Source organism: Flavobacterium sp. HTF (genome assembly GCF_003105115.1).
GTDB lineage: Bacteria > Bacteroidota > Bacteroidia > Flavobacteriales > Flavobacteriaceae > Flavobacterium.
Genome location: NZ_QETH01000047.1, coordinates 13082 through 35026, shown reverse-complemented (window position 1 = coordinate 35026; position 21945 = coordinate 13082). Strand labels below are relative to the sequence as shown.

16 protein-coding genes are annotated in these 21945 nt (G+C 33.9%); 12 read left to right on the top strand and 4 right to left on the bottom strand.

All coding sequences use genetic code 11. From position 1 onward, the window contains the following. Window positions 1-41: 41 nt before the first annotated feature. Window positions 42-1925 carry a molecular chaperone HtpG gene (htpG, locus tag DCO46_RS14335; protein ID WP_116753202.1) on the bottom strand — a complete coding sequence of 628 codons (1884 nt, stop codon included), beginning with the start codon at window positions 1923-1925 and terminating at the stop codon, window positions 42-44. 203 nt (window positions 1926-2128) lie between these two features. Between htpG and DCO46_RS14330 the strand changes: the two genes are divergently transcribed. From DCO46_RS14330 to DCO46_RS14315, 4 genes are all read left to right on the top strand, one after another. Further along, complete coding sequence (locus DCO46_RS14330; protein WP_116753203.1) at window positions 2129-2629, top strand: lipocalin family protein; 501 nt, start codon at window positions 2129-2131, stop codon at window positions 2627-2629. An 18-nt stretch (window positions 2630-2647) separates the two neighbouring features. After that, window positions 2648-3343, top strand: a complete 696-nt coding sequence (locus tag DCO46_RS14325; RefSeq protein ID WP_116753201.1) for an OmpA family protein — start codon at window positions 2648-2650, stop codon at window positions 3341-3343. Between the two features lie 103 nt (window positions 3344-3446). Beyond that, a complete protein-coding gene (locus DCO46_RS14320) occupies window positions 3447-4397 on the top strand; it encodes an ABC transporter ATP-binding protein (RefSeq protein WP_116753200.1) in 951 nt (316 codons plus the stop codon). 244 nt (window positions 4398-4641) lie between these two features. After that, window positions 4642-5649, top strand: a complete 1008-nt coding sequence (locus tag DCO46_RS14315; RefSeq protein WP_116753199.1) for a 3-oxoacyl-ACP synthase III family protein — start codon at window positions 4642-4644, stop codon at window positions 5647-5649. A gap of 52 nt (window positions 5650-5701) precedes the next feature. On the opposite strand, the gene DCO46_RS14310 is transcribed toward DCO46_RS14315, so the two are convergent. Further along, on the bottom strand, window positions 5702-6079 hold the full coding sequence (locus tag DCO46_RS14310) for a GIY-YIG nuclease family protein (RefSeq protein ID WP_116753198.1): 378 nt from the start codon (window positions 6077-6079) through the stop codon (window positions 5702-5704). Window positions 6080-6360: 281 nt separating this feature from the next. On the opposite strand from DCO46_RS14310, the gene DCO46_RS14305 reads away from it, so the two are divergent. Beyond that, a complete protein-coding gene (locus tag DCO46_RS14305) occupies window positions 6361-7032 on the top strand; it encodes a copper homeostasis protein CutC (protein ID WP_116753197.1) in 672 nt (223 codons plus the stop codon). 89 nt (window positions 7033-7121) lie between these two features. Here DCO46_RS14305 and DCO46_RS14300 read toward each other — a convergent pair whose 3' ends face one another. Continuing rightward, window positions 7122-9542: a TonB-dependent receptor domain-containing protein gene (locus DCO46_RS14300; protein WP_116753196.1), complete on the bottom strand. Its 2421-nt coding sequence runs from the start codon at window positions 9540-9542 to the stop codon at window positions 7122-7124. A gap of 319 nt (window positions 9543-9861) precedes the next feature. On the opposite strand from DCO46_RS14300, the gene argS reads away from it, so the two are divergent. The 5 genes from argS to DCO46_RS14275 all read left to right on the top strand — a co-directional run bounded on the left by argS (window position 9862) and on the right by DCO46_RS14275 (window position 18088). Beyond that, window positions 9862-11640, top strand: a complete 1779-nt coding sequence (gene argS / locus DCO46_RS14295) for an arginine--tRNA ligase (RefSeq protein WP_116753195.1) — start codon at window positions 9862-9864, stop codon at window positions 11638-11640. A gap of 524 nt (window positions 11641-12164) precedes the next feature. Further along, window positions 12165-15359 carry a SusC/RagA family TonB-linked outer membrane protein gene (locus DCO46_RS14290; RefSeq protein WP_116753194.1) on the top strand — a complete coding sequence of 1065 codons (3195 nt, stop codon included), beginning with the start codon at window positions 12165-12167 and terminating at the stop codon, window positions 15357-15359. 15 nt (window positions 15360-15374) lie between these two features. Then, on the top strand, window positions 15375-16802 hold the full coding sequence (locus DCO46_RS14285; protein WP_116753193.1) for a SusD/RagB family nutrient-binding outer membrane lipoprotein: 1428 nt from the start codon (window positions 15375-15377) through the stop codon (window positions 16800-16802). A gap of 13 nt (window positions 16803-16815) precedes the next feature. Further along, complete coding sequence (locus DCO46_RS14280) at window positions 16816-17577, top strand: immunoglobulin-like domain-containing protein (RefSeq protein ID WP_165828958.1); 762 nt, start codon at window positions 16816-16818, stop codon at window positions 17575-17577. Between the two features lie 10 nt (window positions 17578-17587). Next, window positions 17588-18088: a lipid-binding protein gene (locus tag DCO46_RS14275; RefSeq protein ID WP_116753191.1), complete on the top strand. Its 501-nt coding sequence runs from the start codon at window positions 17588-17590 to the stop codon at window positions 18086-18088. 77 nt (window positions 18089-18165) lie between these two features. On the opposite strand, the gene DCO46_RS14270 is transcribed toward DCO46_RS14275, so the two are convergent. Continuing rightward, window positions 18166-19071: a DUF6607 family protein gene (locus DCO46_RS14270; RefSeq protein WP_116753190.1), complete on the bottom strand. Its 906-nt coding sequence runs from the start codon at window positions 19069-19071 to the stop codon at window positions 18166-18168. Window positions 19072-19174: 103 nt separating this feature from the next. Between DCO46_RS14270 and DCO46_RS14265 the strand changes: the two genes are divergently transcribed. Both DCO46_RS14265 and DCO46_RS14260 read left to right on the top strand, forming a co-directional pair. Continuing rightward, a complete protein-coding gene (locus DCO46_RS14265) occupies window positions 19175-21244 on the top strand; it encodes a TonB-dependent receptor plug domain-containing protein (protein WP_116753189.1) in 2070 nt (689 codons plus the stop codon). A 27-nt stretch (window positions 21245-21271) separates the two neighbouring features. Then, window positions 21272-21907 carry an HmuY family protein gene (locus DCO46_RS14260; protein ID WP_116753188.1) on the top strand — a complete coding sequence of 212 codons (636 nt, stop codon included), beginning with the start codon at window positions 21272-21274 and terminating at the stop codon, window positions 21905-21907. The last annotated feature ends 38 nt before the right edge of the window (window positions 21908-21945 follow it).

The window sequence follows — 21945 nt, the reverse complement described above, 5'->3', positions numbered from 1 at the left end:
AAAAATTAATTTGCAGGATTTTTAATATTTATATGAAATGCTTATTTAATCATCTCAAAACTTCTTTTTACAAAAGCAGTCAAAGCTTCACCTTTTAGAAGGTTTTGGGATAATTTAGCTAAATCTAAAGCTTGTTTTACCAAATGCTCCTGGTGCGTTTTGTCTTCGGTATTTAAGATGCTTGATGCTAAATCTGAATTTGTATTTACAACCAGATTGTACATTTCAGGCATATTTCCCATTCCAAACATTCCGCCGCCACCAGACTGACTCATTTCTTTCATTCTGCGCATAAATTCAGGCTGCGTAATAATGAAAGGAGCTGCCTGAGAATCCATAGCTTCTAATTGTACAGAGTAAGCTTTTGGAATATAAGCTTCTAATGACGTTTTTAAAGTTTCTTTTTCTTCATCAGATAATTTAGAAATCGTGTTTTCGTCTTTTTTGATTAAATTATCAATATGATCAGAATCTACACGAACAAAAGTTACATCTTTATTATCGTTTTCGATTTTCTGAATTAAATGCGAGATAATTGGAGAATCTAAAAGCAATACTTCGTATCCTTTTCCTTTTGCTGTTTCAATGTAAGAGTGCTGTTCTTCTTTATTTCCTGCATAAAGAACGACAAGTTTACCATCTTTATCAGTCTGGTTTTCTTTTAGTTTCTCTTTTAATTCTTCTAAAGTAAAATACGTATTGTCTACAGTTGGATATAAAACAAATGCTCCTGCTTTTTCGTAGAATTTATCTTCAGAAAGCATTCCGTACTCCAAAACGATTTTAATATCGTTCCATTTTTGCTCAAAATCAGCACGGTTTTCATTAAATAAAGCTTTCAGTTTATCCGCTACTTTACGGGTGATGTAGTTTGAAATTTTCTTAACAGCTCCATCAGCCTGTAAACCTGAACGAGAAACGTTCAAAGGAATGTCCGGAGAATCGATAACTCCTTTTAGCATCGTCAAAAATTCAGGTACAATTCCTTCTACGTTATCTGTAACGTAAACCTGGTTTTGGTACAACTGGATCTTATCCTTTTGAATTTGCATATCAGAGCCCAATTTTGGGAAATACAAAATTCCGGTTAAGTTAAACGGATAATCAACATTTAAGTGAATATTAAACAACGGATCTTCAAACTGCATTGGATACAATTCTCTGTAGAAGTTTTTGTAATCTTCGTCAGATAATTCGTTTGGCTGTTTAGTCCATGCCGGGTTTGGGTTATTGATTATGTTGTCTGTTTCTACGGTTTCGTTTACATAATCCTCCGGTGCATCTTCCGGTTTTGGAAGTGTTTCTGTTCTTGTTCCGAATTTAATCGGAATAGGCATAAACTTGTTATACTTATTTAATAAACCGCTAATTTTTGAATCTTCTAAAAATTCAAGAGAATCTTCGGCAATATGAAGTATGATTTCAGTCCCGCGTGAAGTTTTGTCAGCCGGTTCTAAAGTAAATTCAGGACTTCCGTCACATGTCCAGTGTGCAGCCGGTTCATCTTTATAAGATTTGGTAATGATTTCTACCTTTTCTGCAACCATAAAAGCAGAATAAAAACCAAGACCAAAATGCCCGATAATTCCGGAGTCTTTAGCAGAATCTTTGTATTTATCAAGAAATTCTTCGGCTCCCGAAAAAGCAACCTGATTGATGTATTTTTCAACTTCATCGGCCGTCATACCAAGACCCTGATCAATAATATGGATTTTTTTTCCTTCCTTATCGACCTTAATTTCAATAATAGGATTTCCATATTCAACTTTAGCTTCGCCAATGCTAATAAGGTGTTTTAATTTTAAAGTAGCATCGGTTCCGTTTGAAACCAGCTCACGCAAAAAGATTTCGTGGTCGCTGTATAAAAACTTTTTGATTAAGGGAAAGATGTTTTCTACTGAAACATTAATTTTACCTGTTGTCATATTTTTTAATTTTTTTTAGTTTAATGTGATGATTTTCACTTGTTCAAAAAAAATACCAATTATGATAAAGTGACAAAATGGCGCAAGTGTTAATTTTGGAAGAAAATAATTAGATTCTAAAACAATAGTTTTGCATTCGTATCGTATATTTGTGGTATAATAATTGTTAAACGTGTAAGTATTAACTTAAATAAATGTACAAAATGAAGAAAATAGTTTTCATTTGCATGGTAGCCACGCTTGTATTTGCGTGTAAATCAGCTTCGTCTTCAGCTTCAACTGAAGCAACAACACTTTCTACTAAACTTGATAAATCTACTCAAGTAGCTATTAAAGGAAACTGGGTTCTTACCAATGTTTCTTACCCTGGTTCAGATTATATAAAAGTAAATTCATTTGATCTTGCAGATTCAAAATGTTTTATCGGAAGTACCTGGAATTTTATTTCAAACAACAATAAAGGAACAATGGCTTTAACTTCTGCAAGTTGTACCAGTTTTACATCTCCTATTGTGTGGAGTATTAACAACCAAGGTCTTTTTGTACTTAAAATTCTTGATGCCGGTATAAAAGCAAAAAAAGTAAGAGACGGATATTTACTTAAAGTTGCCGGTTTAACTGAAAACTCATTTCAGTTAATTGACAACATTACTGTTGGCGGACAGACAAAAGATGTGACTTACCAGTTTCAAAGAGCTAATTAATATTTAAAAGAATAAAAAATGAAAAAGATAACAGCATTAAGTTTAAGTACTTTACTTGTATTAGTTAGTTTATTTACAAGTTGTGATTCAGTAAAAAATGCAAATAATACTCAAAAAGGCGCAGGAATCGGAGTTGTTGCGGGTGGTATTATTGGAGGTATTCTGGGAAATAATTTAGGTAAAGGCGGAAACGCTGCTTTGGGAGCTGCAATCGGAGCTGCTGTTGGTGGTGGAACCGGAGCCCTTATTGGAAACAAGATGGATAAACAAGCCCGTGAAATTGATCAGGCTTTGCCGGGTGCATCTGTAGAAAGAGTTGGTGAAGGTATTCACTTAACTTTAAATGAAAATGCAGTTAGATTTGATACTAACAAATCAACTTTAACATCTCAGGCAAAAGCAAATCTAGATAAACTGGTTCCTGTATTTAATGAATACGGAGATACAGATATTCAGATTTTTGGTTATACTGATAATACTGGTAAACCAGAATATAACCTGACACTTTCAGGACAAAGAGCTGCATCTGTACAGGCTTATTTGGTAGCAAAAGGATTAAAATCAAGCCGTTTCAAAACTTCAGGTTTAGGAATCGTTGATCCAATTGCAACAAATGATACTCCGGAAGGCAGAGCACAAAATCGTCGTGTTGAGTTTTCAATTACTGCAAATGACAAAATGGTAAACGATGCTAAAGCAGAAGCTGGAAAATAATTTCTATACAATATATTTTAAGAAAAGCTGTTCGTTAATGAACAGCTTTTTTTTTGACAATAGGAATTAAACATTGTAAATTTGAAACCTCAATTAGAACTCCATGCTTGATATAAAAAATATCTCCTTTTCGTACACCGAAGCACCGGTTATAAAAAACGTATCTTTTTCTATAGAAAAAGGTCAGAATATTGCAATCATTGGCGAAAGCGGTTGCGGAAAAAGTACGCTGCTTAAACTTATATATGGATTATATGATTTGGATGAAGGTGAGATTTTTTATAATGGAGATCCCGTTCTTGGTCCTAAATATAATTTGGTTCCCGGAATGCCTTACATGAAATATCTGGCGCAGGATTTTGATTTGTCCCCATATGAAACTGTGGCAGAAAATGTTGGAAAATTCCTTTCTAACGGATTTGCCAACATGAAAAAACTGCGTATTCAGGAATTGCTTGAAATGGTAGAAATGGATAAATTTTCTAATGTTAAGGCTAAATTCTTGAGTGGAGGACAACAACAAAGAATTGCTCTGGTTAGGGTTTTGGCCTTAGAACCCGAAGTAATTTTGCTGGATGAACCCTTTAGTCAGATAGATGCGTTTCGTAAAAATGCCCTGCGACGCAACTTATTCAGATATCTAAAACAAAAAGATATAACCTGTATCATTGCTACACATGACAGCACAGATGCCTTATCATTTGCAGATGAAGCGATTGTAATGAGAAATGGTGAAATCGTAATAAAAGATGATCCGACAAAAATCTATGAAGACCCAAAAAACAAATATGTGGCTTCGCTTTTTGGAGAAGTAAATGAAATTGCTACACATCTGCTGGTTCCTTATGAAGATGAAACTCATAAAACCTTAGTGTATCCCCATCAGTTTAAAATGGTTGCAGAATCCAATCTTCCGGTAAAAATCAGAAGAACTTATTTCAGGGGGAATCATTATCTTATAGAAGCTGTTTATAAAAGACAACTGGTCTTTTTTGAAAGTGAAATTGATTTGCCTCTTGAGCAGGAAATATTCTTAAGTTTAAATTATTTATAAAATCAAAAAGCCATAAAATCGATAAAAGATTATTATGGCTTTTTAAATTTTAAATTAATCGTAGTTTTCACATTCTTCAGTTTTTTGGTTTAAAACAGATTTTTCTAAATTATAATTCTTCCAATTAATCATATTATTAAAGTATATTAAATTGCTAATTACGAAAAAAATAGTAATTTGTACGTTTATATTTTAAACTATACCTAAATTTGCAATCCAATTTTTTAACAAATAACAAAAAGATATGTATCATTCAAAAATAGCGGGCTTAGGATATTATGTCCCTTCTAATGTTGTGACAAATGATGATTTGTCTAAGATTATTGATACCAATGATGAGTGGATCCAGGAACGAACAGGTATTCAGGAACGCCGACACATTATTCGCGGAGAAGATACTACAACTTCTATGGGAGTAAAAGCAGCTAAGATTGCAATAGAACGTTCCGGTATTGCCAAAGAAGATATTGATTTTGTAGTTTTTGCTACGCTTAGCCCTGATTACTATTTTCCAGGACCCGGAGTTTTAGTACAACGAGATTTAGGTTTAAAGACTGTTGGGGCTTTAGATGTTCGAAACCAATGTTCCGGTTTTATCTATGGAATTTCAGTTGCTGATCAGTATATTAAAACAGGAATGTATAAAAACATTTTAGTAATTGGTTCAGAAGTTCACTCAACCGGATTAGACATGACAACACGCGGGCGTGGAGTTTCTGTTATTTTTGGAGATGGAGCAGGAGCGGCAGTTTTAAGCCGTGAAGAAGATTTATCAAAAGGTATTTTGTCAACACATTTACATTCAGAAGGACAGCATGCAGAAGAACTGGCATTGCAGGCACCGGGAATGGGAGCCCGTTGGGTAACCGATATTTTAGCAGATAATGATCCTAATGACGAAAGTTATTATCCTTACATGAACGGACAGTTTGTGTTTAAAAATGCAGTTGTACGTTTTGCAGAGGTTATCAATGAAGGTTTGGAAGCAAATGGCTTGCAGGTTTCTGATATCAATATGCTGATTCCGCATCAGGCCAATTTGAGAATTTCACAATTCATTCAGAACAAATTCAAATTATCAGACGATCAGGTGCACAACAATATCCAGAAATACGGAAATACAACGGCAGCGTCTATACCAATTGCATTGACAGAGGCTTGGGAACAAGGGAAAATTAAAACGGGCGATACTGTTGTTTTGGCAGCTTTCGGAAGTGGATTTACCTGGGGAAGTGCTATTATAAAATGGTAATTTTTGGTCATAATATTATATTAAAACCTGTTCAGTTTTTGAACAGGTTTTTTTATCTGTGATATTGAACCGAATTGTCATCCTGAGCGTAGTCGAAGGCTGGGCTACGGCTAGACGTCCTTACAGAAATTCTTGTAATTTGTTTCGTTAAACATTCAGAAAGTTTTTTTAGGTCTTCCCATTTATTATTTATGATTGCTTCTTTCTTTTTTCGACTCCAGCCTTTTACTTGTTTTTCAAATGCTATAGCCTGAAGTACGTCATTAAATTCTGTGTAAAACATCAGTTGCAAAGGTCTTTTATTATAAGTATAACATTCTTTATTTAAACCAAAACTATGTTCATTTAATCTGCGATTAATATCATTTGTAAATCCTGTATAATAACTGTTGTCAGAACATTTTAGAATGTAAACATAATATTGTTTCATGTGCTTTTTAATTTTAGATAGGAGCGCTTCGAATAGGCTCAGTACGATAATTTTAAGAAAACACAAAAGTAAGAAAATATCTACATGTAAATTCAGGTAAGAGGCTTAGACTACGCTCAGCCGGACAAACGTTATAAAAGCCTTTGGCTTCGCTCAGGATAATACTTTTTTGCTTTAATTAGTTGAATCATTTTATGTTTGAGTTAACATTCTGTTTTAGTATTAATTAATATTTTTGTCAGGCTGAGCGTAGTCGAAGCCCAATCTTACAAAGAAATCAAATGGAAAAAAATCAACTGGAAATAGCGTGCTTTAACTTTGAATCGGCATTGATTGCTCAGGAAAATGGTGCTGACCGAATTGAATTATGCGAGAATATGCATCTGGGCGGAACAACACCAAATTATATACTTGGAGTAAAAGTCCGCGAAGAACTGTCGATTAAGATACATGTCATTATCAGGCCACGCGGAGGAGATTTTGTTTATTCTGATGAAGAACTTGTTGAAATGAAACAGGATATCAAACAATTTAAAAAGCTGGGAGTTGACGGTTTTGTTTTCGGAATTTTAAATGAAGACGGAAGTGTAAATAAAATCAAAAATAAAGAACTGGTAGATTTAGCCAGTCCGCTTTCCTGTACCTTTCACAGGGCTTTTGATGTAGTTGCAGGTGTAGAACAATCACTCGAAGATGTTATTAATTGTGGTTTCGAAACAATCCTGACTTCGGGGCAGGGAGTAAATGTACTGGAAGGAGTTTCAGTTTTGGAAAAAATTCAGAAATTAGCGGAAGACCGCATTGTCATAATGCCCGGCGGAGGTCTTAGATCTTCCAACATTCATTCATTAAAACAAAAATTAGAACCCACTTTTTATCATTCATCAGCAGTTACAGATGAGTCTGAAATGGCAAATGCTGAAGAAATAAAATTTTTAGTCAGTTCGCTTTAAATAAAAAAGCCCTGAAGTTGGCATACTCCAGGGCTTTTCTCTACAAGAAAAATTATTTAAAATATTAAAATCTACTAATAGAAACGGGACTAAAACATTCCGCCACCATCCTTATTAGTGTTGTCTTCTCTTTGTTTACGTTGAAGGTTCTTGATTTTTGCCCCTCCAAAGTTATATGTCAAACCTAAATATACCGTTTGGCTTTCCCATGAAAACTGCCCTGCCTGAGGGTAAGGATACATAGTATCAAAAGCATATTTCATAGTATTGAACACATCATTAAAGCGTAAACTGATATTCATCTTGCTGTCTAACAATGTATAACGTGAACCTATGTCCATTTTGTACATTTCATGGCTATTATTTTGCAAACCATCTGTAGCGCCTCTGTAAAAGCCGAATAATAAAAAGCTTAAACGTTTATTTACTTTGAAGTTTGAGTTCATACGTCCGTTAAAAGCAGCAACTGTAATTTTTCTTTCTTCCGGAACACTCGTTGGATCTTGTGTTTTATCATACTTAAATACAATACCTTGCTGTTTTATGCTTGAGAAATCGATAGATGGCGAAATATCCCACCATTTTGTAATCTTATAGTTAAAAGAAGCTTCAAATCCGTAAGCAGTATTATGATCGTAATTTGTAAAAGACATAATTTGTTTATTACCATCTGTATCTGTTACATCAGGATATAAGATTCTGCTGATTTGATCATTGATACTTCTTACATAAACTCCGGTAGTAAAACTTCCTTTTTCAAAAGTTTTAGTATAATTTACTTCTACAGAATTTGTAAACTGAGGTCTTAATTCCGGATTACCCAATGAAGTTACCAATGGAGTAGAAAACTCACGAATAGGTTTTGTCTGCTCTAAACTCGGGCGGTCTACACGACGGCTATAACTAAACTGGAAAGTGTTTTTCTCATTTAAATTATAGGTAAAATAAGCAGATGGATATAGCGTAATATAATCGTCATCAAATTTTTCCTGACCGTAATTTAGATTAGCAGCCACTTTATAACTTTCAAAACGTGCTCCTATCTGGTAACTGAATTTTTTGTATTTCTGTCCAAAGGTTACATAAGCAGAGTAAATATCTGTATCGTAAGTATAGTTTGAAATCTGATTTTGAGTAGGATCAGTTAAATTTGTTCTTGCATAATCACTGTCAGTCCTTGTGATTCTTGCTTCGGCACCAGCCTCAAGCGTAGTTTTTTCATTCAAAGGGTTAACATAATCCACATTGAACGTACTTAATTTTCTATCTCCTTTGATTAAATCATTGTAGATTAAATTTTGAAAACTGTTGTCCGGAGCTGTAGTTTTAGTATCAAATTCGGCATTTTGAGTTTCTTTGCTATCACTGTAGTTTCCTTCAAAATCCAAAGTATGGCCTTCTTTTTTAAAGATGTGTTTGTAAGCCAGATTATAAGTTCCTGTTGTTTCAGGTCCCCAATATCTTGATTTTTGAAAAATGTTTAAAATAGCCGGATCGCCGTTATTATAATCAATATCAGTATCAACAAAACCTTTTCCGGTTGATTTGTTCTGGTTCGTATAAACAGACAAAGTATTATGGTCGTCAATTAAATAATCCATACCAATTTTGTACAAGTAAGAATCATTATCATTTTTAATATCTAAGTTCTGAGTAATATCTTCATCTAATCTTTTGATGAAACCATCGTTGAAATAAGTCCCGAAATTCTGACCTACATTTCCAAATAAGTTTACTTTTCCGGTCTTATAATTCAGGTCTAATGACTGATTGTATTTAGCAGTTTCTCCAAAAGTAATACCACCACTATAGCTTCCGTTAAAACCCGTGTTTGCATTTTTATGCAAAATAATGTTGATGATACCAGACATTCCTTCCGGATTGTATTTTGCGCTTGGATTGGTAATCAGCTCAATTTTTTTGATAGAAGTTGATGGAATTTGTTTTAATAACTGTGCAGGATCAATATTACTTGGTCTTCCGTCAATCAAAACACGAACATTATCGTTTCCACGAAGAGAAAGTTTACCGTCCTGATCTACATTCACAGAAGGAATATTATTCATAATATCAGATGCAGAAGCACCTGCTGTAGTTAAATCTTTTCCAACATTTACTACTTTACGGTCAATTTTTTGTTCTATTGTTGAGCGCTCTGCTACAACATTTACCCCTTTTAGTTGTGTTGCTTCTTCCTCAAGTGCCACTTTTACGGTTGCTTCTTTTTTGGTATCACTCAAAATCACAGATCCGATATATTTTCTGAATCCGATATATTGAATTTCAATAGTATAATTTTTTAAGGCTAAATTTTTAATAACAAAATCACCATTATCGTCTGTGTTTACACCAGAGACAACTTTTCCGTTGTCTTTAATAGAAACCGTAGCGTATGAAATCGGTGCGTTATTAGATTTTTCTGTAATTTTTCCAGAGACTGTTCCGGAGTTCTGGGCCTGAACTGTTGCCATTACTCCCAGTAACGCAAACAGTAAGAATTTTAGTTTCATAATAAGTTACTTGATTGATTTGATTTGATTGATGATGATTGTTGTTTTTTTTGTTTTTTTTCTTTTGACAATAAAATTTAAAGTCCCTATTAAGACTCTTTTGTTATCGATATGTTACAGGGAAATGAGAATAAAATTTTATTTTTTTTAAGAAGTGCTGTTTTATAATAGTTTACGGTTTTGATTTTTTGATAATTTTAACAATTAAAGAAAACCGTTTTTTGTGAAATTCTAATCGTTTTGAGAAATTTAATATGTTTTTGATTTTCTCTAATTGACGAATAAGCAGTATCTTTGCTCACTTTAAAAATAAGTTTACATGTCATTATCACAAATTCTTACACCTTCTATACAAAAAGCGATACAAGCATTATTTGATGTTACTGTTGATAAAATCGAATTTCAGACTACCAGAAAAGAGTTTGAAGGCGATATAACAATGGTAATTTTTCCATTGTTGAAAGTAATCAAAAGCAATCCTGCTGATTTAGGAAATAAAATTGGAGATTATCTGGTTGAAAATGTTTCTGAAGTGGCTCGTTTTAACGTAGTGTCAGGTTTTTTGAATATTGTTATTTCAGACAGTTATTACCTGAATTTCTTTAATGAAATAAAAGACAATACTAAATTTGGCTATGTAAATCCAAATGAGGTAGAGAAGGCAATCATGGTCGAATATTCTTCGCCAAACACTAATAAACCTTTGCATTTAGGTCACGTCCGTAACAATTTGTTAGGGTATTCTGTTGCCGAAATTATCAAAGCTTCCGGGAAAAAAGTCTATAAAACACAAATTATCAACGACAGAGGAATCCATATTTGTAAATCGATGCTGGCATGGGAGAAATTCGGAAACGGAGAAACTCCGGAAAGTTCTGATTTAAAAGGGGATAAACTGGTTGGTAAATATTATGTTGAGTTTGATAAAGCATATAAAGCCGAAATCGCTCAATTAATGGATTCCGGTAAAACCGAAGAAGAAGCAAAAAAACAAGCTCCGATTATTATTGAAGCTCAGGATATGCTTAAAAAGTGGGAAGCCGGAGATGAAAAAGTGATTACGCTTTGGAAAATGATGAACCAGTGGGTTTATAATGGTTTTGAAACCACTTATAACAATCTTGGAGTTAATTTTGATAAATATTACTACGAAAGTAATACGTATTTATTAGGGAAAGATGTTGTGCAGGTCGGATTGGATAAAGGGGTTTTCGAAAAAGATCCTGACGGTTCAGTTTGGATAGATCTGACAGATGAAGGCCTTGACCGTAAGATCGTTTTGCGTTCAGACGGAACTGCGGTTTATATGACACAGGATATTGGAACCGCAATTCAGCGAGTAAAAGATATGCCGGATGTTGGCGGAATGGTTTACACGGTTGGAAACGAACAGGATTATCATTTTAAAGTTTTGTTTTTGATTCTTAAGAAATTAGGTTTTGAATGGGCTTCAAGCTTATATCATTTATCGTACGGAATGGTTGACTTGCCTTCCGGAAAAATGAAAAGCCGTGAAGGAACTGTTGTAGATGCTGATGATCTGATGCAGGATATGACAGATACAGCCAAACAGATTTCGGAAGATTTAGGAAAACTGGACAGTTATTCTGATGAAGAAAAAGCTAAATTGTACAAAACAATTGGTCTGGGTGCTCTTAAATATTACATTTTAAAAGTTGATCCAAAAAAACGTATTTTGTTTAATCCGGAAGAATCTGTTGATTTTGCGGGGAATACAGGACCATTTATACAATATACATACGCGAGAATCCAGTCTATTATTCGCAAAGCCGATTTTGATTTCTCAGCTAAAACAGATATTACCGAATTGCATGAAAAAGAAAAAGAATTGGTAAAACAAATCGAACTTTTTCCGGAAGTAATTCAAAATGCCGCTCAAAATCACAGCCCGGCTTTGATTGCAAATTATACTTACGATCTGGTAAAAGAATACAATTCTTTTTATCAATCCGTTCATATTTTGGGTGAAGTTGACCTGACAAAAAAAATATTCAGAGTGCAATTATCTCAAAAAGTTGCCGAAGTTATTAAATCTGCATTCAGTTTATTAGGAATTGAAGTTCCGGAGAGAATGTAGGATTTATAAAATTATAAAAACACAAAAGCCGATAGTTGTAAAACTATTGGCTTTTTTTATTACTATTTTGACTTATTGTTGTTTACGGAGTGTATGTGTTTGTAGTATTTTTGCCTCGAAAATTAGAAAGCACTCCTTTATTTCATTTTTCACTATTTTGAATTAGTAAACTTTTAGTAGAAATATAAAGGTTCAGATAAACCATCTAGTAAATTAGATGGTTTTTTTATTTTAAATCTTGCTTACAACAAAAAAAAAATACTTCAACAGTTTTGTTTGAGAAATCTTAAAACCTTCTTTTTTTGATATTACTCAGAATTTTTAACGAAAATTATTCTTACATATTTTGATCTGGCTAACGATTTTTAATTGTTTGAAAATTACTCATTTAAAAGTATAACGGTTTATTAAAATATTAATAAAGTAATCTAATAGCTACATTTATTAATGTTAAATAATATATTTTTCTTGTTAAAAATATATTAAAGTGATAAGTTGCGCCCATTAATCAAAAATTTTAAAAAATGAGACAAAAATTAAAAGGCCTTCTGGTGCTTTTTTTTACCCTTGCTTTGCAATTCACTTTTGCGCAGGAACGAAAAATTACCGGAATAGTTTCTGACAATGCAGGGATACCTTTGCCGGGTGTTAGTGTTTTAGTAAAGGGAACACAATCTGGGGCACAAACTGATTTTGATGGAAAATATTCTCTCAAAGCTGCTGCAAATCAAGTTTTGATATTTTCATATGTCGGTATGAAGACTCAGGAAGTGACAGCAAGTTCATCAGTTATCAATGTAAAAATGGCTGATGCAGGTGCGCAGGAATTGGAAAATGTCGTTGTTACTGCATTTGGTATTAAAAGAGAGAAAAAATCTCTTGGATACGCAACAACAACTTTGAAGTCAGATGCGCTTACAGCAGTAGTAAACACGAACCCTTTTGAAACTCTTTCGGGTAAAATTGCCGGAGTAGACATTACTGCTCCATCACAACCTGGAGCAGCAACGAAAGTGGTCATTCGTGGAGCGAACACTATCACTGGGAATCTGGGACCGCTTTATGTTGTAGATGGGACACCTATTAATAACACTTCTACAGGTACTAGTAATAGTGGGATTGCATCTTCAACCAGATCATATGATGCCGGAAATGGGGTGAGTGATATTGATCCAAACAACATTGAAAGCATGACAGTCCTAAAAGGGGCGGCAGCCTCTGCATTATATGGATCAAGAGCCGGAGGAGGTGTAATTATTATTACAACTAAAAAAGGAAAAGCAAATACAGGTATTAAAGTTGATATGCTGGCTTCAACTGAGTTAAGCGAAGTGGCAAGAGTATCACATTTACAAACTGAATTTGGGCAAGGATGGAACGGTGCCGGATATACGGGCAGTGGTTCAAGTAACGAAAATGGTTCCTGGGGACCAGCATTCAACGGAGAGATTCGTCCGTGGGGATCAATATATAACAACAGCCAACAAATTAAGCCCTATGTTGCTTTAAAAGATAATATTAGGGATTTTTACAATACTGGTATATTATCAACACAATCTGTAAATTTAAGCAGTGGTGGAGATACCTCAGATTTCTCTTTGGTATTTTCAAATGTGAATAGTGATGGAGTAGTACCAACAAATGTTGACTTATACAAAAAACAATCCATAGGTTTTAATGGCGGTTTAAAAGGAAAGAGATTTAGTTTAAGAACTTCATTAAATTATGTGTACAAAAATCAGGGTGTAGTTAATACAGGTCAGGGTGATGCTGCTGGAGAAGGAAATACGCTTCAACAAGATTTAATGCAAATTCCGACCGACATTAGCGTAGTAGACCTTAAAGATTATAAAAATAACATTTTTAACTCTCCTAGTTATTACTTTACTCCGTATGCTTCAAACCCATACTTTTCCATTAATGAGAACAGTACCAAAATATATGGGAATAACATTTTTGGAAATGCTAATTTAAGTTATAAAATAACAGATAAATTAACTGCTACATGGCAAATTGGAGGTAACCTGAGAACGGAAAGATTAAAAAGTCATGGAGCTATTATAAATTATCTCCCTGGAAGTCCTCAAGCATCTGGTGGCCATTTAGTTGTAGGTGGAGTTACAGAGGGAAGATCCGAATATAGTGAATTTGATACATTCTTTAATCTTAACTATAACACAAATTTAAGTGAGAACTGGACATTAAATCTTGTAGGTGGTGTAAATTACAACAAAAGAGAGTCTGATAGAGTAATTACAAGTATTACTAATCTTGGAGTACCTGGATTTTATGTGCTTTCTAACTCCTCTGTAATGCCTACTATTACTCAAATTAATACCTTGAGAAAAACAGGAGCAGTTTATGGATCTGCAGAATTTGCTTTCAAAAACAGGTATTTTGCAACCATTACGGGAAGACAAGATTTAACTTCTACCTTGCCAATTGGCAATAATTCATATTTTTATCCCTCTTTATCTTTAGGTGCTATAGCAATTGATAACGGAGATACTTTCTTAAAAATAAGAGGTGCTGTTTCTAAAATTGCAAATGACACTAATCCATATGTTACTCAGAATTCTTATGTTTCTGGAATAGCTGCCGCGTATTTTGGTAATATTAAATCTCCTATCGGAGGGGTAAGTTTTTATGAAGCTTCTTCAAGATTGGGAAATCCAGAATTGAGACCGGAAAGTACCGTCGAATATGAAATTGGTGCGGAAGGTTCATTCTTTAAAAACAGGATTAGCTATGATGTTGCTTTATATCATAAAACAACTTCTGATGCAATTGTTGACTTACCATTGGATCCATCAACTGGTTTTGTGAGAAAAGCTATTAATGCAGGTACTATCGTAAATAAAGGTATTGAACTTTCCTTAACTGCTAGCCCAATTAAAAATAAAGACTTCACTTGGAGCTTAACCTATACATTCACTAAAAATCTTAATGAAGTAACAGAGTTAAACGGTGGAGTTTCTTATGTTGACTTAGCAACTGCTTATGGTGTAAATTTTAGAGCAGTTAAAGGGCAACCGATTGGTTCATATTATTCTATAGTGCCTAAAACTAATGATGCTGGTCAAACCATAGTAAATCCATCAACAGGGATACCATTAGGAACAAGTGATGCTCAACTTATAGGAAATTCACAACGTAAGTTTGTTATGGGACTGCAAAACACATTTAAGTACAAAAACTTTAATTTAGGCTGTTCTTTAGATTGGAAACAAGGTGGGGAATTCTATTCTTACACAAAAAGAATGGCTCAGTTTGTAGGAAATGGTATTGAAACTACTTACAATAACAGAAATCCTTTCATTGTACCTAACTCCGTTAACGAAATTGTAAATTCAACAACAGGTAAGGTAACCTATGTAGAAAACACTACTCCGGTAGCATGGAATAATATAAGCAGTTACTATAATACATCAAGTAACTTAGGTATTGAAAAAACACAAGTAATTGATAAAACTTTTGTAAGACTGAGAGAGGTAAATTTAAATTATGACTTCCCTTCTGCATTTAGTAAAAATATGGGATTGAACAAAATTACACTTGGAATTTATGGAAGGAATCTTTTTATGTGGACTCCGGGAGAAAATCCATATACGGACCCTGAAATTGGAACTTATGGAACAGGTGTGATTTCAGATTTAGGTGAATTTGGAGCTAGTCCATCACAAAGATCAGTAGGTGGAGTTTTAAAATTATCATTCTAAAAATTAGTATAGAAAATGAAAAAGATAGTAACATTAATAACCGCTCTTTTTTTATTGGTGTCGTGTGATGAGACATTTGACATTAATAGAAATCCAGATGAATTAATCCCTGGACAAGCTAATAGTACCATTTTTCCTGCCGGTATCACAGGTTTGGTTGGTGCTCAGGGATCATACTACGCTATAATTGGTGGGTTTTGGTCTCAATTCTGGACACAAAACAATACTTCTAATCAATACAAAGCCATTGATCAGTATAGTATTGGAACAAATGATTACGCTGCTGCATATACAGCAATGTATGATGCATTAAATGATATCAGGGTTGTAAAGGCGCAAGCTGCCAAACAAGGTAATACAAAATATTATTTAATGGCTACCATACTTGAAGTTGAAGGTTCACAAGTTTTAACAGATCTATACGATGCTATTCCTTACTCTGAAGCTAATAACCCAAGTATTTTGCAACCTAAATTCAACAGCGGAAAAGAAACTTATAATTTAATGATTGCTGATTTAAAATTGGCATTATCAAAAGATTTAAGTACTTCTGTTGGTGATGATCCTGGTGCCGATGATTTTCTTTTCAAAGGTGACATGACAAAATGGACTAAGTTTGGTAACACTTTATTGTTAAAACTTTATATGAGATTAACAGAAGTAGATCCTGCATTAGCACAATCTGGAATTACAACTTTAATTAATTCAGGGGCAGCATTCTTAGATACTGACGCTGGTATGACTCAGTTTGTTGACGCCGCAGACAGAAGTAATCCTTTATTTGAATCAGATAGAAGACAGTTAAATTCTACTCTGAATTTAAGAGCCAGTAAGACTTTGTATTCTTACCTTCAAGCAAACGCAGATCCGCGTTTAGGAAAGTATTACGGAGCTGGTAATCCTAACAATCAGGGAGATTTCTTAAATACTGCTACTAATCTTTCTTTAGTTACATTAAGCCCTCTTACTCCTGTGTTTTTCATTAGCAAAGAAGAAAGTTGCTTTTTACAGGCTGAAGCCCTTACAAGATATTATGGAGGCACAGGTGCCAAAGCTAAATATGATGCTGGTGTTACGGCTGGAATAACCAGGTTCGGAGGAAATGCATCTTCTTTATTAGCAGCAGGCGGAAAATATGAATTCCCTGCAACTGGCACTGCTGCCCAAATTGAAGCAATTATTACACAAAAATGGATTGCAAGTTTCCCAGGAAATGGCTATGAATCTTTTTTAGAGCAAAACAGAACAGGATATCCTAAAGTATCTACTGTACCTCAGACTAGTGATTCTTATATTCCGGGACAATTTGCTATCTCAGTAAACAACCAAACGGGTAATTTATTTCCAAAAAGAATTGTTCTCCCTAGTACCGTAAGAACAAGAAATCCAAATGCGCCAGCTTTAAAAGAGATTACTGACCCGGTTTGGTGGGACGTTAACTAATAAAAAAATGAAAATGAAAAATATATTCATAAAACTGATGACAGTAGTAATTAGTGGAGTGCTTTTTACTGCTTGTGATACAGACTCAACAAGCGGAGTATCTAAAGTTACCAATTACCCTACAATTGAAATTAATGGCGCTGAAACACTATTTGTACCGCTAGGAGGAACTTTTTCAGATCCGGGAGTCGTAGCAAAAGAGAACGGAAAGGTAATACCAACTGTAGTAAGCTATTCTGGAAATTTCAGACACGCTAAAACACTTGATGTTAACCAATCTGATGAGTATACCCAAACTTATACCGCGACTAATCAGGATGGTTTTAAAAAAGCTATAACCAGAAAAGTAGTTGTTTATAAAACTGGCAATCTGGTAAATAGTATTGAAGGTGTTTATCTTTCTACCACAAAAAGAAATGGTGCATTATTGCCTTCAACCCAAGGAAGTTCAGTAGACCAGAAATACATCTATATATGGAAGAATACAGATGGTAGTTTCGGAGTATCTGATGCCTTTGGAGGCTGGTATAGTATAGGGAGAAAAATAGGTATAACTTCTGCTACTGAAGGCGGAACGATTACAGGGGACATTTCTGCCAGCACCTTTACTTTTCCAGGAAACCCATTAGGTAATACGTATTTTGGGGGAGTTGCTAATATAACGGGTTTAACTGTTAATGCTGCTGCTAAAACACTTGTACTAACAACCGCCTGGACTGCCAGTGATGGTACTCCATATACTTTTGTTTCAACATTAACTCAAGTACAACTTTAAAATTATTAAAATGAAAAAATTAAGACTAAATATAACACATGTACTTGTGGCAATGCTTGTACTTACATCATTTGTTGCTTGTGATGAGGTGGGAGATAATGATCCGGGAGGAACATCTGTTGAAGAAATGGCGGGTAGCTGGTTCATTACCCTTACTGATTCTAATGGACATGTAGTTAAAGAACACGTTTTACATTCAACATATAATACTGCAGCAAATGACAATACGATGTGGATTGATGATGCTAAAAAGGGAAATGTAATTAAATGTAAAGTGACAGTTGACACCAAAAACGGAACTTTTTCAGCAGATAATTCATCCAATGTTTTAAAATCGGGTACTACAGTAACTATTACAGAAGGTAAAATCGAAAAGGGAGCTGGAGTAACTAAAGGCGGACATACTGTAGATAAAATTTCTTTTAAAGCTCATTTTAGTAGTGACCCTGCCGGATATGACATTCTTTATGTTGGTCACAGAAGAACAGGTTTTTTAGAAGACGAATATTAGATTATTAATCTGTGTATTGCAAAAGTGGCTGTCTCATATTGAGACAGCCACTTTTTTTTACAACTAACACTAAATATTTATTTTACAAACTTGTCGATAATTGCATCAGTTTCAGCTTTTGAAGTGTCTGGTTTCAAATCAAACAAAAACGTGAATAAAGGTTTTTTATCAACTGTTGGTTCTAAGTTTAAGTCTTTATGTCTGTCAAAAAGAGTTTGCCATTTGTCGCGAACGTTTTTCCAGATAGCATTATTTTCTTTCCACCAGTTTTGTGCTGCGATACATTTAATATCCGGAACTTTGGTATAAACGTCCATTCCTTTTTCCTGCGCTAATAAATAATCTTTTCCAGAATCATCTCTGATCAATTTATCATTATCCTGTTCATGATTCCAGCCAGTTTTGGTGATTTCATGAATATTTCTTCTTTTCAAAACATTGTAATCATCACGTTTTGTATGCTCTCTTCTTGGTAATGGTGCATCGGCTATATTTGTCCAGTAATCTGTACCGTCAACATGTACCCAGCTTGCCGTTCCTTCATATCTTGGGCTATCATCTACCTGATACACTTTTTGAGTCCATTGCCCTTTTACATCTTTTTTAGACAGTTTATTGTATTTCCATGAAGTGTTTTTGTCAAATGAATATAAATCGGTGTTTTCGTATAACCAATCCTGTCTCCAGTGTTTGATGATCATTTTATCGCTTACAATCAGAAGATGCTGCATAACGATTTTGTTTTGCGTGTCTTCTACTAATTGTACCCATTCTAATCCATAATCATGTTTTGTCTTTGATGGCTTATAAGTAAGAGAATCTTTTGGGTACTGAAAAGTTTCTGTGAAATTAAATTTCACTTCATAACAACCACACATTGATTTGATTGATTTGATGTCTTGTTGTTTTTTAGCATCCTGAGCAAAACCAAGACTGCATGTTAAAGCCATAATGGCTGAAAAGTAAAGGCTTTTTGTAATCATAGTTAGTTTTATTTATTATAATTTTTGCAAATATATAAATTTAATTTAGATTGAATAAAAATAATTATATATTTGCATCGACTATTAAGAATGAATAAAAATAATGAAAATAAAAATTACCCTTTTTGCAGCTATTTTATTTATAGTAAATCTTTCGGCGCAGGAAAAGCAAAAAGATAGTATAGATGCAAATGAATTATCAGAAGTAACAGTTGTTACAGCAACGAGAACAGAAAGAGCGCTTTCTTCGTTGCCGTTGCCAATAACAATTATTACGTCTGAGGCAATTGCAAAATCTGGTGTAACAAGATTAAATGAAATTTTGAACGAACAAACAGGTATTATTTTGATTCCGGATGAAAGTGGTTTTGAAGGCATACAAATGCAAGGATTAGATGCTGCCTATACAATGATCTTAATCGATGGTGTGCCTCTTGTGGGCAGAAGTTCAGGAGTTTTGGACTTGTCACGTGTTTCAGTAGGAAATATTGACAGAATTGAAATTGTGAAAGGAGCTTCGTCAGCTTTATACGGTTCAGAGGCTATGGGAGGAGTTATAAACGTAATTACAAAAAGACCTAAAAAAGATCTATTGGAAGGTACTGTTTCATATCGCTATGCCACATTCAATACCAATGATGCTAATACCAATATTCTTTGGAAAAAGAAAAAATTCTCAGCTAATTTATTTACAAATTTTTATTCAACCGATGGGTATGATCTGGATAAAACTACAGCTGTTAAAAATGTCGAAAGTTTCTATAATTATACCATTCAGCCAAAATTATATTATGATTTTTCAGAAAATCTAAAACTGACTGTAAGCAATCGTTTCTATAATCAAAAGATGGATAATGTTGCCTTAATTGAATCTGAAATTTACAAGGGAGACGCAAAGGAAAATGAATGGAATTCACAAATTAAATTTGAGCATAAATGGAATTCCAGATTATACTCAGAATATGAATTGTATACGACAAATTATAAGAATGATTCATTTTTAAATGACCCAAATAATGTGTTTTATGATAGGACGTATTACAACCAATGGCTTTTTCGACCTGAAACCAGAACAACTTTAGCAATAAATGATAGTGACAAGCTAACAGGTGGAATAGGATTAAATTATGAGAGTTTAGACAGAACCTATTTTGATAAGGATGTAAAATTTAATTCTCAGTATGTTTTTATACAATACGATTATAATCCTAATGAGAAATGGAATATTCTTGCTGGATTCAGATATGACAATCATAGTGAATATGCGTCTCAACTGAGTCCAAAATTGGCTGTAAATTATAAATTCAACGAGAATTTTTCTTTAAAAGGGTCAGTTGGTTATGGATACAAAGCACCGGATTTCCGCCAATTATTTTTTGATTTCACAAATCCATCAGTTGGGTATACCGTTTTGGGTTACAATGTTGCTGAAGACCGCCTGAACCAGCTTGATAGTGAAGGTCAGATTTTGAAAAGAATAGAAGGAATAAGCTTTGATAAACCTTTGGAAGCTGAAAGTGCTGTTAACTACAATTTTGGAACTTTCTACAAAAAGAACAAACTGAGATTGGATGTAAATGCTTTTTATAATTCGATAAGTAATTTAATAGATACTGGAATAGTTGCTCAAAAAAACAATGGACAAAATGTTTTTAGTTATTTCAACAGAAGCAAAGTTTTTACATATGGAGCAGAATTTAACTCAACTTATAAGTTTAGCAATGAATTTTCAGTATCACTGGGATATCAGTATTTAATAGCTAAAGACAAATCAGTTGTAGACAACTTTGATGATCATAAATACATAAGAAATTCAGAATTACAAACGGTTGAAATCAGTAAATCAGATTATTTCGGATTATACAACAGATCCAAACATACAGCAAATCTAAAAGTTGCATATACTATTCCGAAAATTAAAACAGATATCAACTTACGTGTTTTCTACAGAAGCAAATACGGAATATTTGACTCAAACAACAATCAGATTTTAGACAAATACGACGATTTTGTAAATGGTTATTTCATTGCAAATTTAGCCGCTTCCAAAAATATTACAGATAAATTATTACTACAGGCAGGAGCCAATAATTTATTTGATTATAAAGATCCGGATCAAATACCAAACCTTGCGGGGAGACAGCTTTTTGCAAGAATTCAATATAATTTTTAATCAAACAATTATTTAAACACCTTTACGATGAAAACAAATTTTTTAAAACTTTCGCTTTTAGCGCTAACTATTTTTATAACATCATGTAGCAATGATGATGACAAGAAAGACGATACAATTCCTGCAGTTGTAACAACAAAAGTTTCTGATCTTCCGGCACCACAGACAGGGGGACAAGGACAGCCGGTTGGTGGAGAATATACAAGATTTAGTTTCTCGGAAAATAAAATTGTAACTAATGATAATTGGGATATTGCTTTCCGCGGAACAACAATTATTGTCAATGGAGGAACAAAAGTTATCACCACAGATGCAGGTGAACCAGAAAGAAAAGGATCTGCAGCAGTGAGTATAGTTTCAGGTACATTTGCCAGCGTAACTGCGTTTCCTGCTGCAAGTACTTTTGCTCAGGATGCTGCTACAGTTCTTGCAATTCCAACAGGAAGCGACAAGGGTTGGTACAATTATAATTCATCAAACAATATTATTTCTGCTATTGCAGGAAAAGTATTTGTTGTAAAAACTCATGATGGTAAATATGCAAAATTTGAAATCTTAAGTTATTATAAAGGTGCACCTGCAAATCCAGATCCTGCAACTGCTGTAGCGAGATATTATACTTTTAATTTTGCATATCAGGCTAATAGCACAACAACATTCTAATAGATCTGAAACAGACTGTTTTTTAATGAAAACGGTTT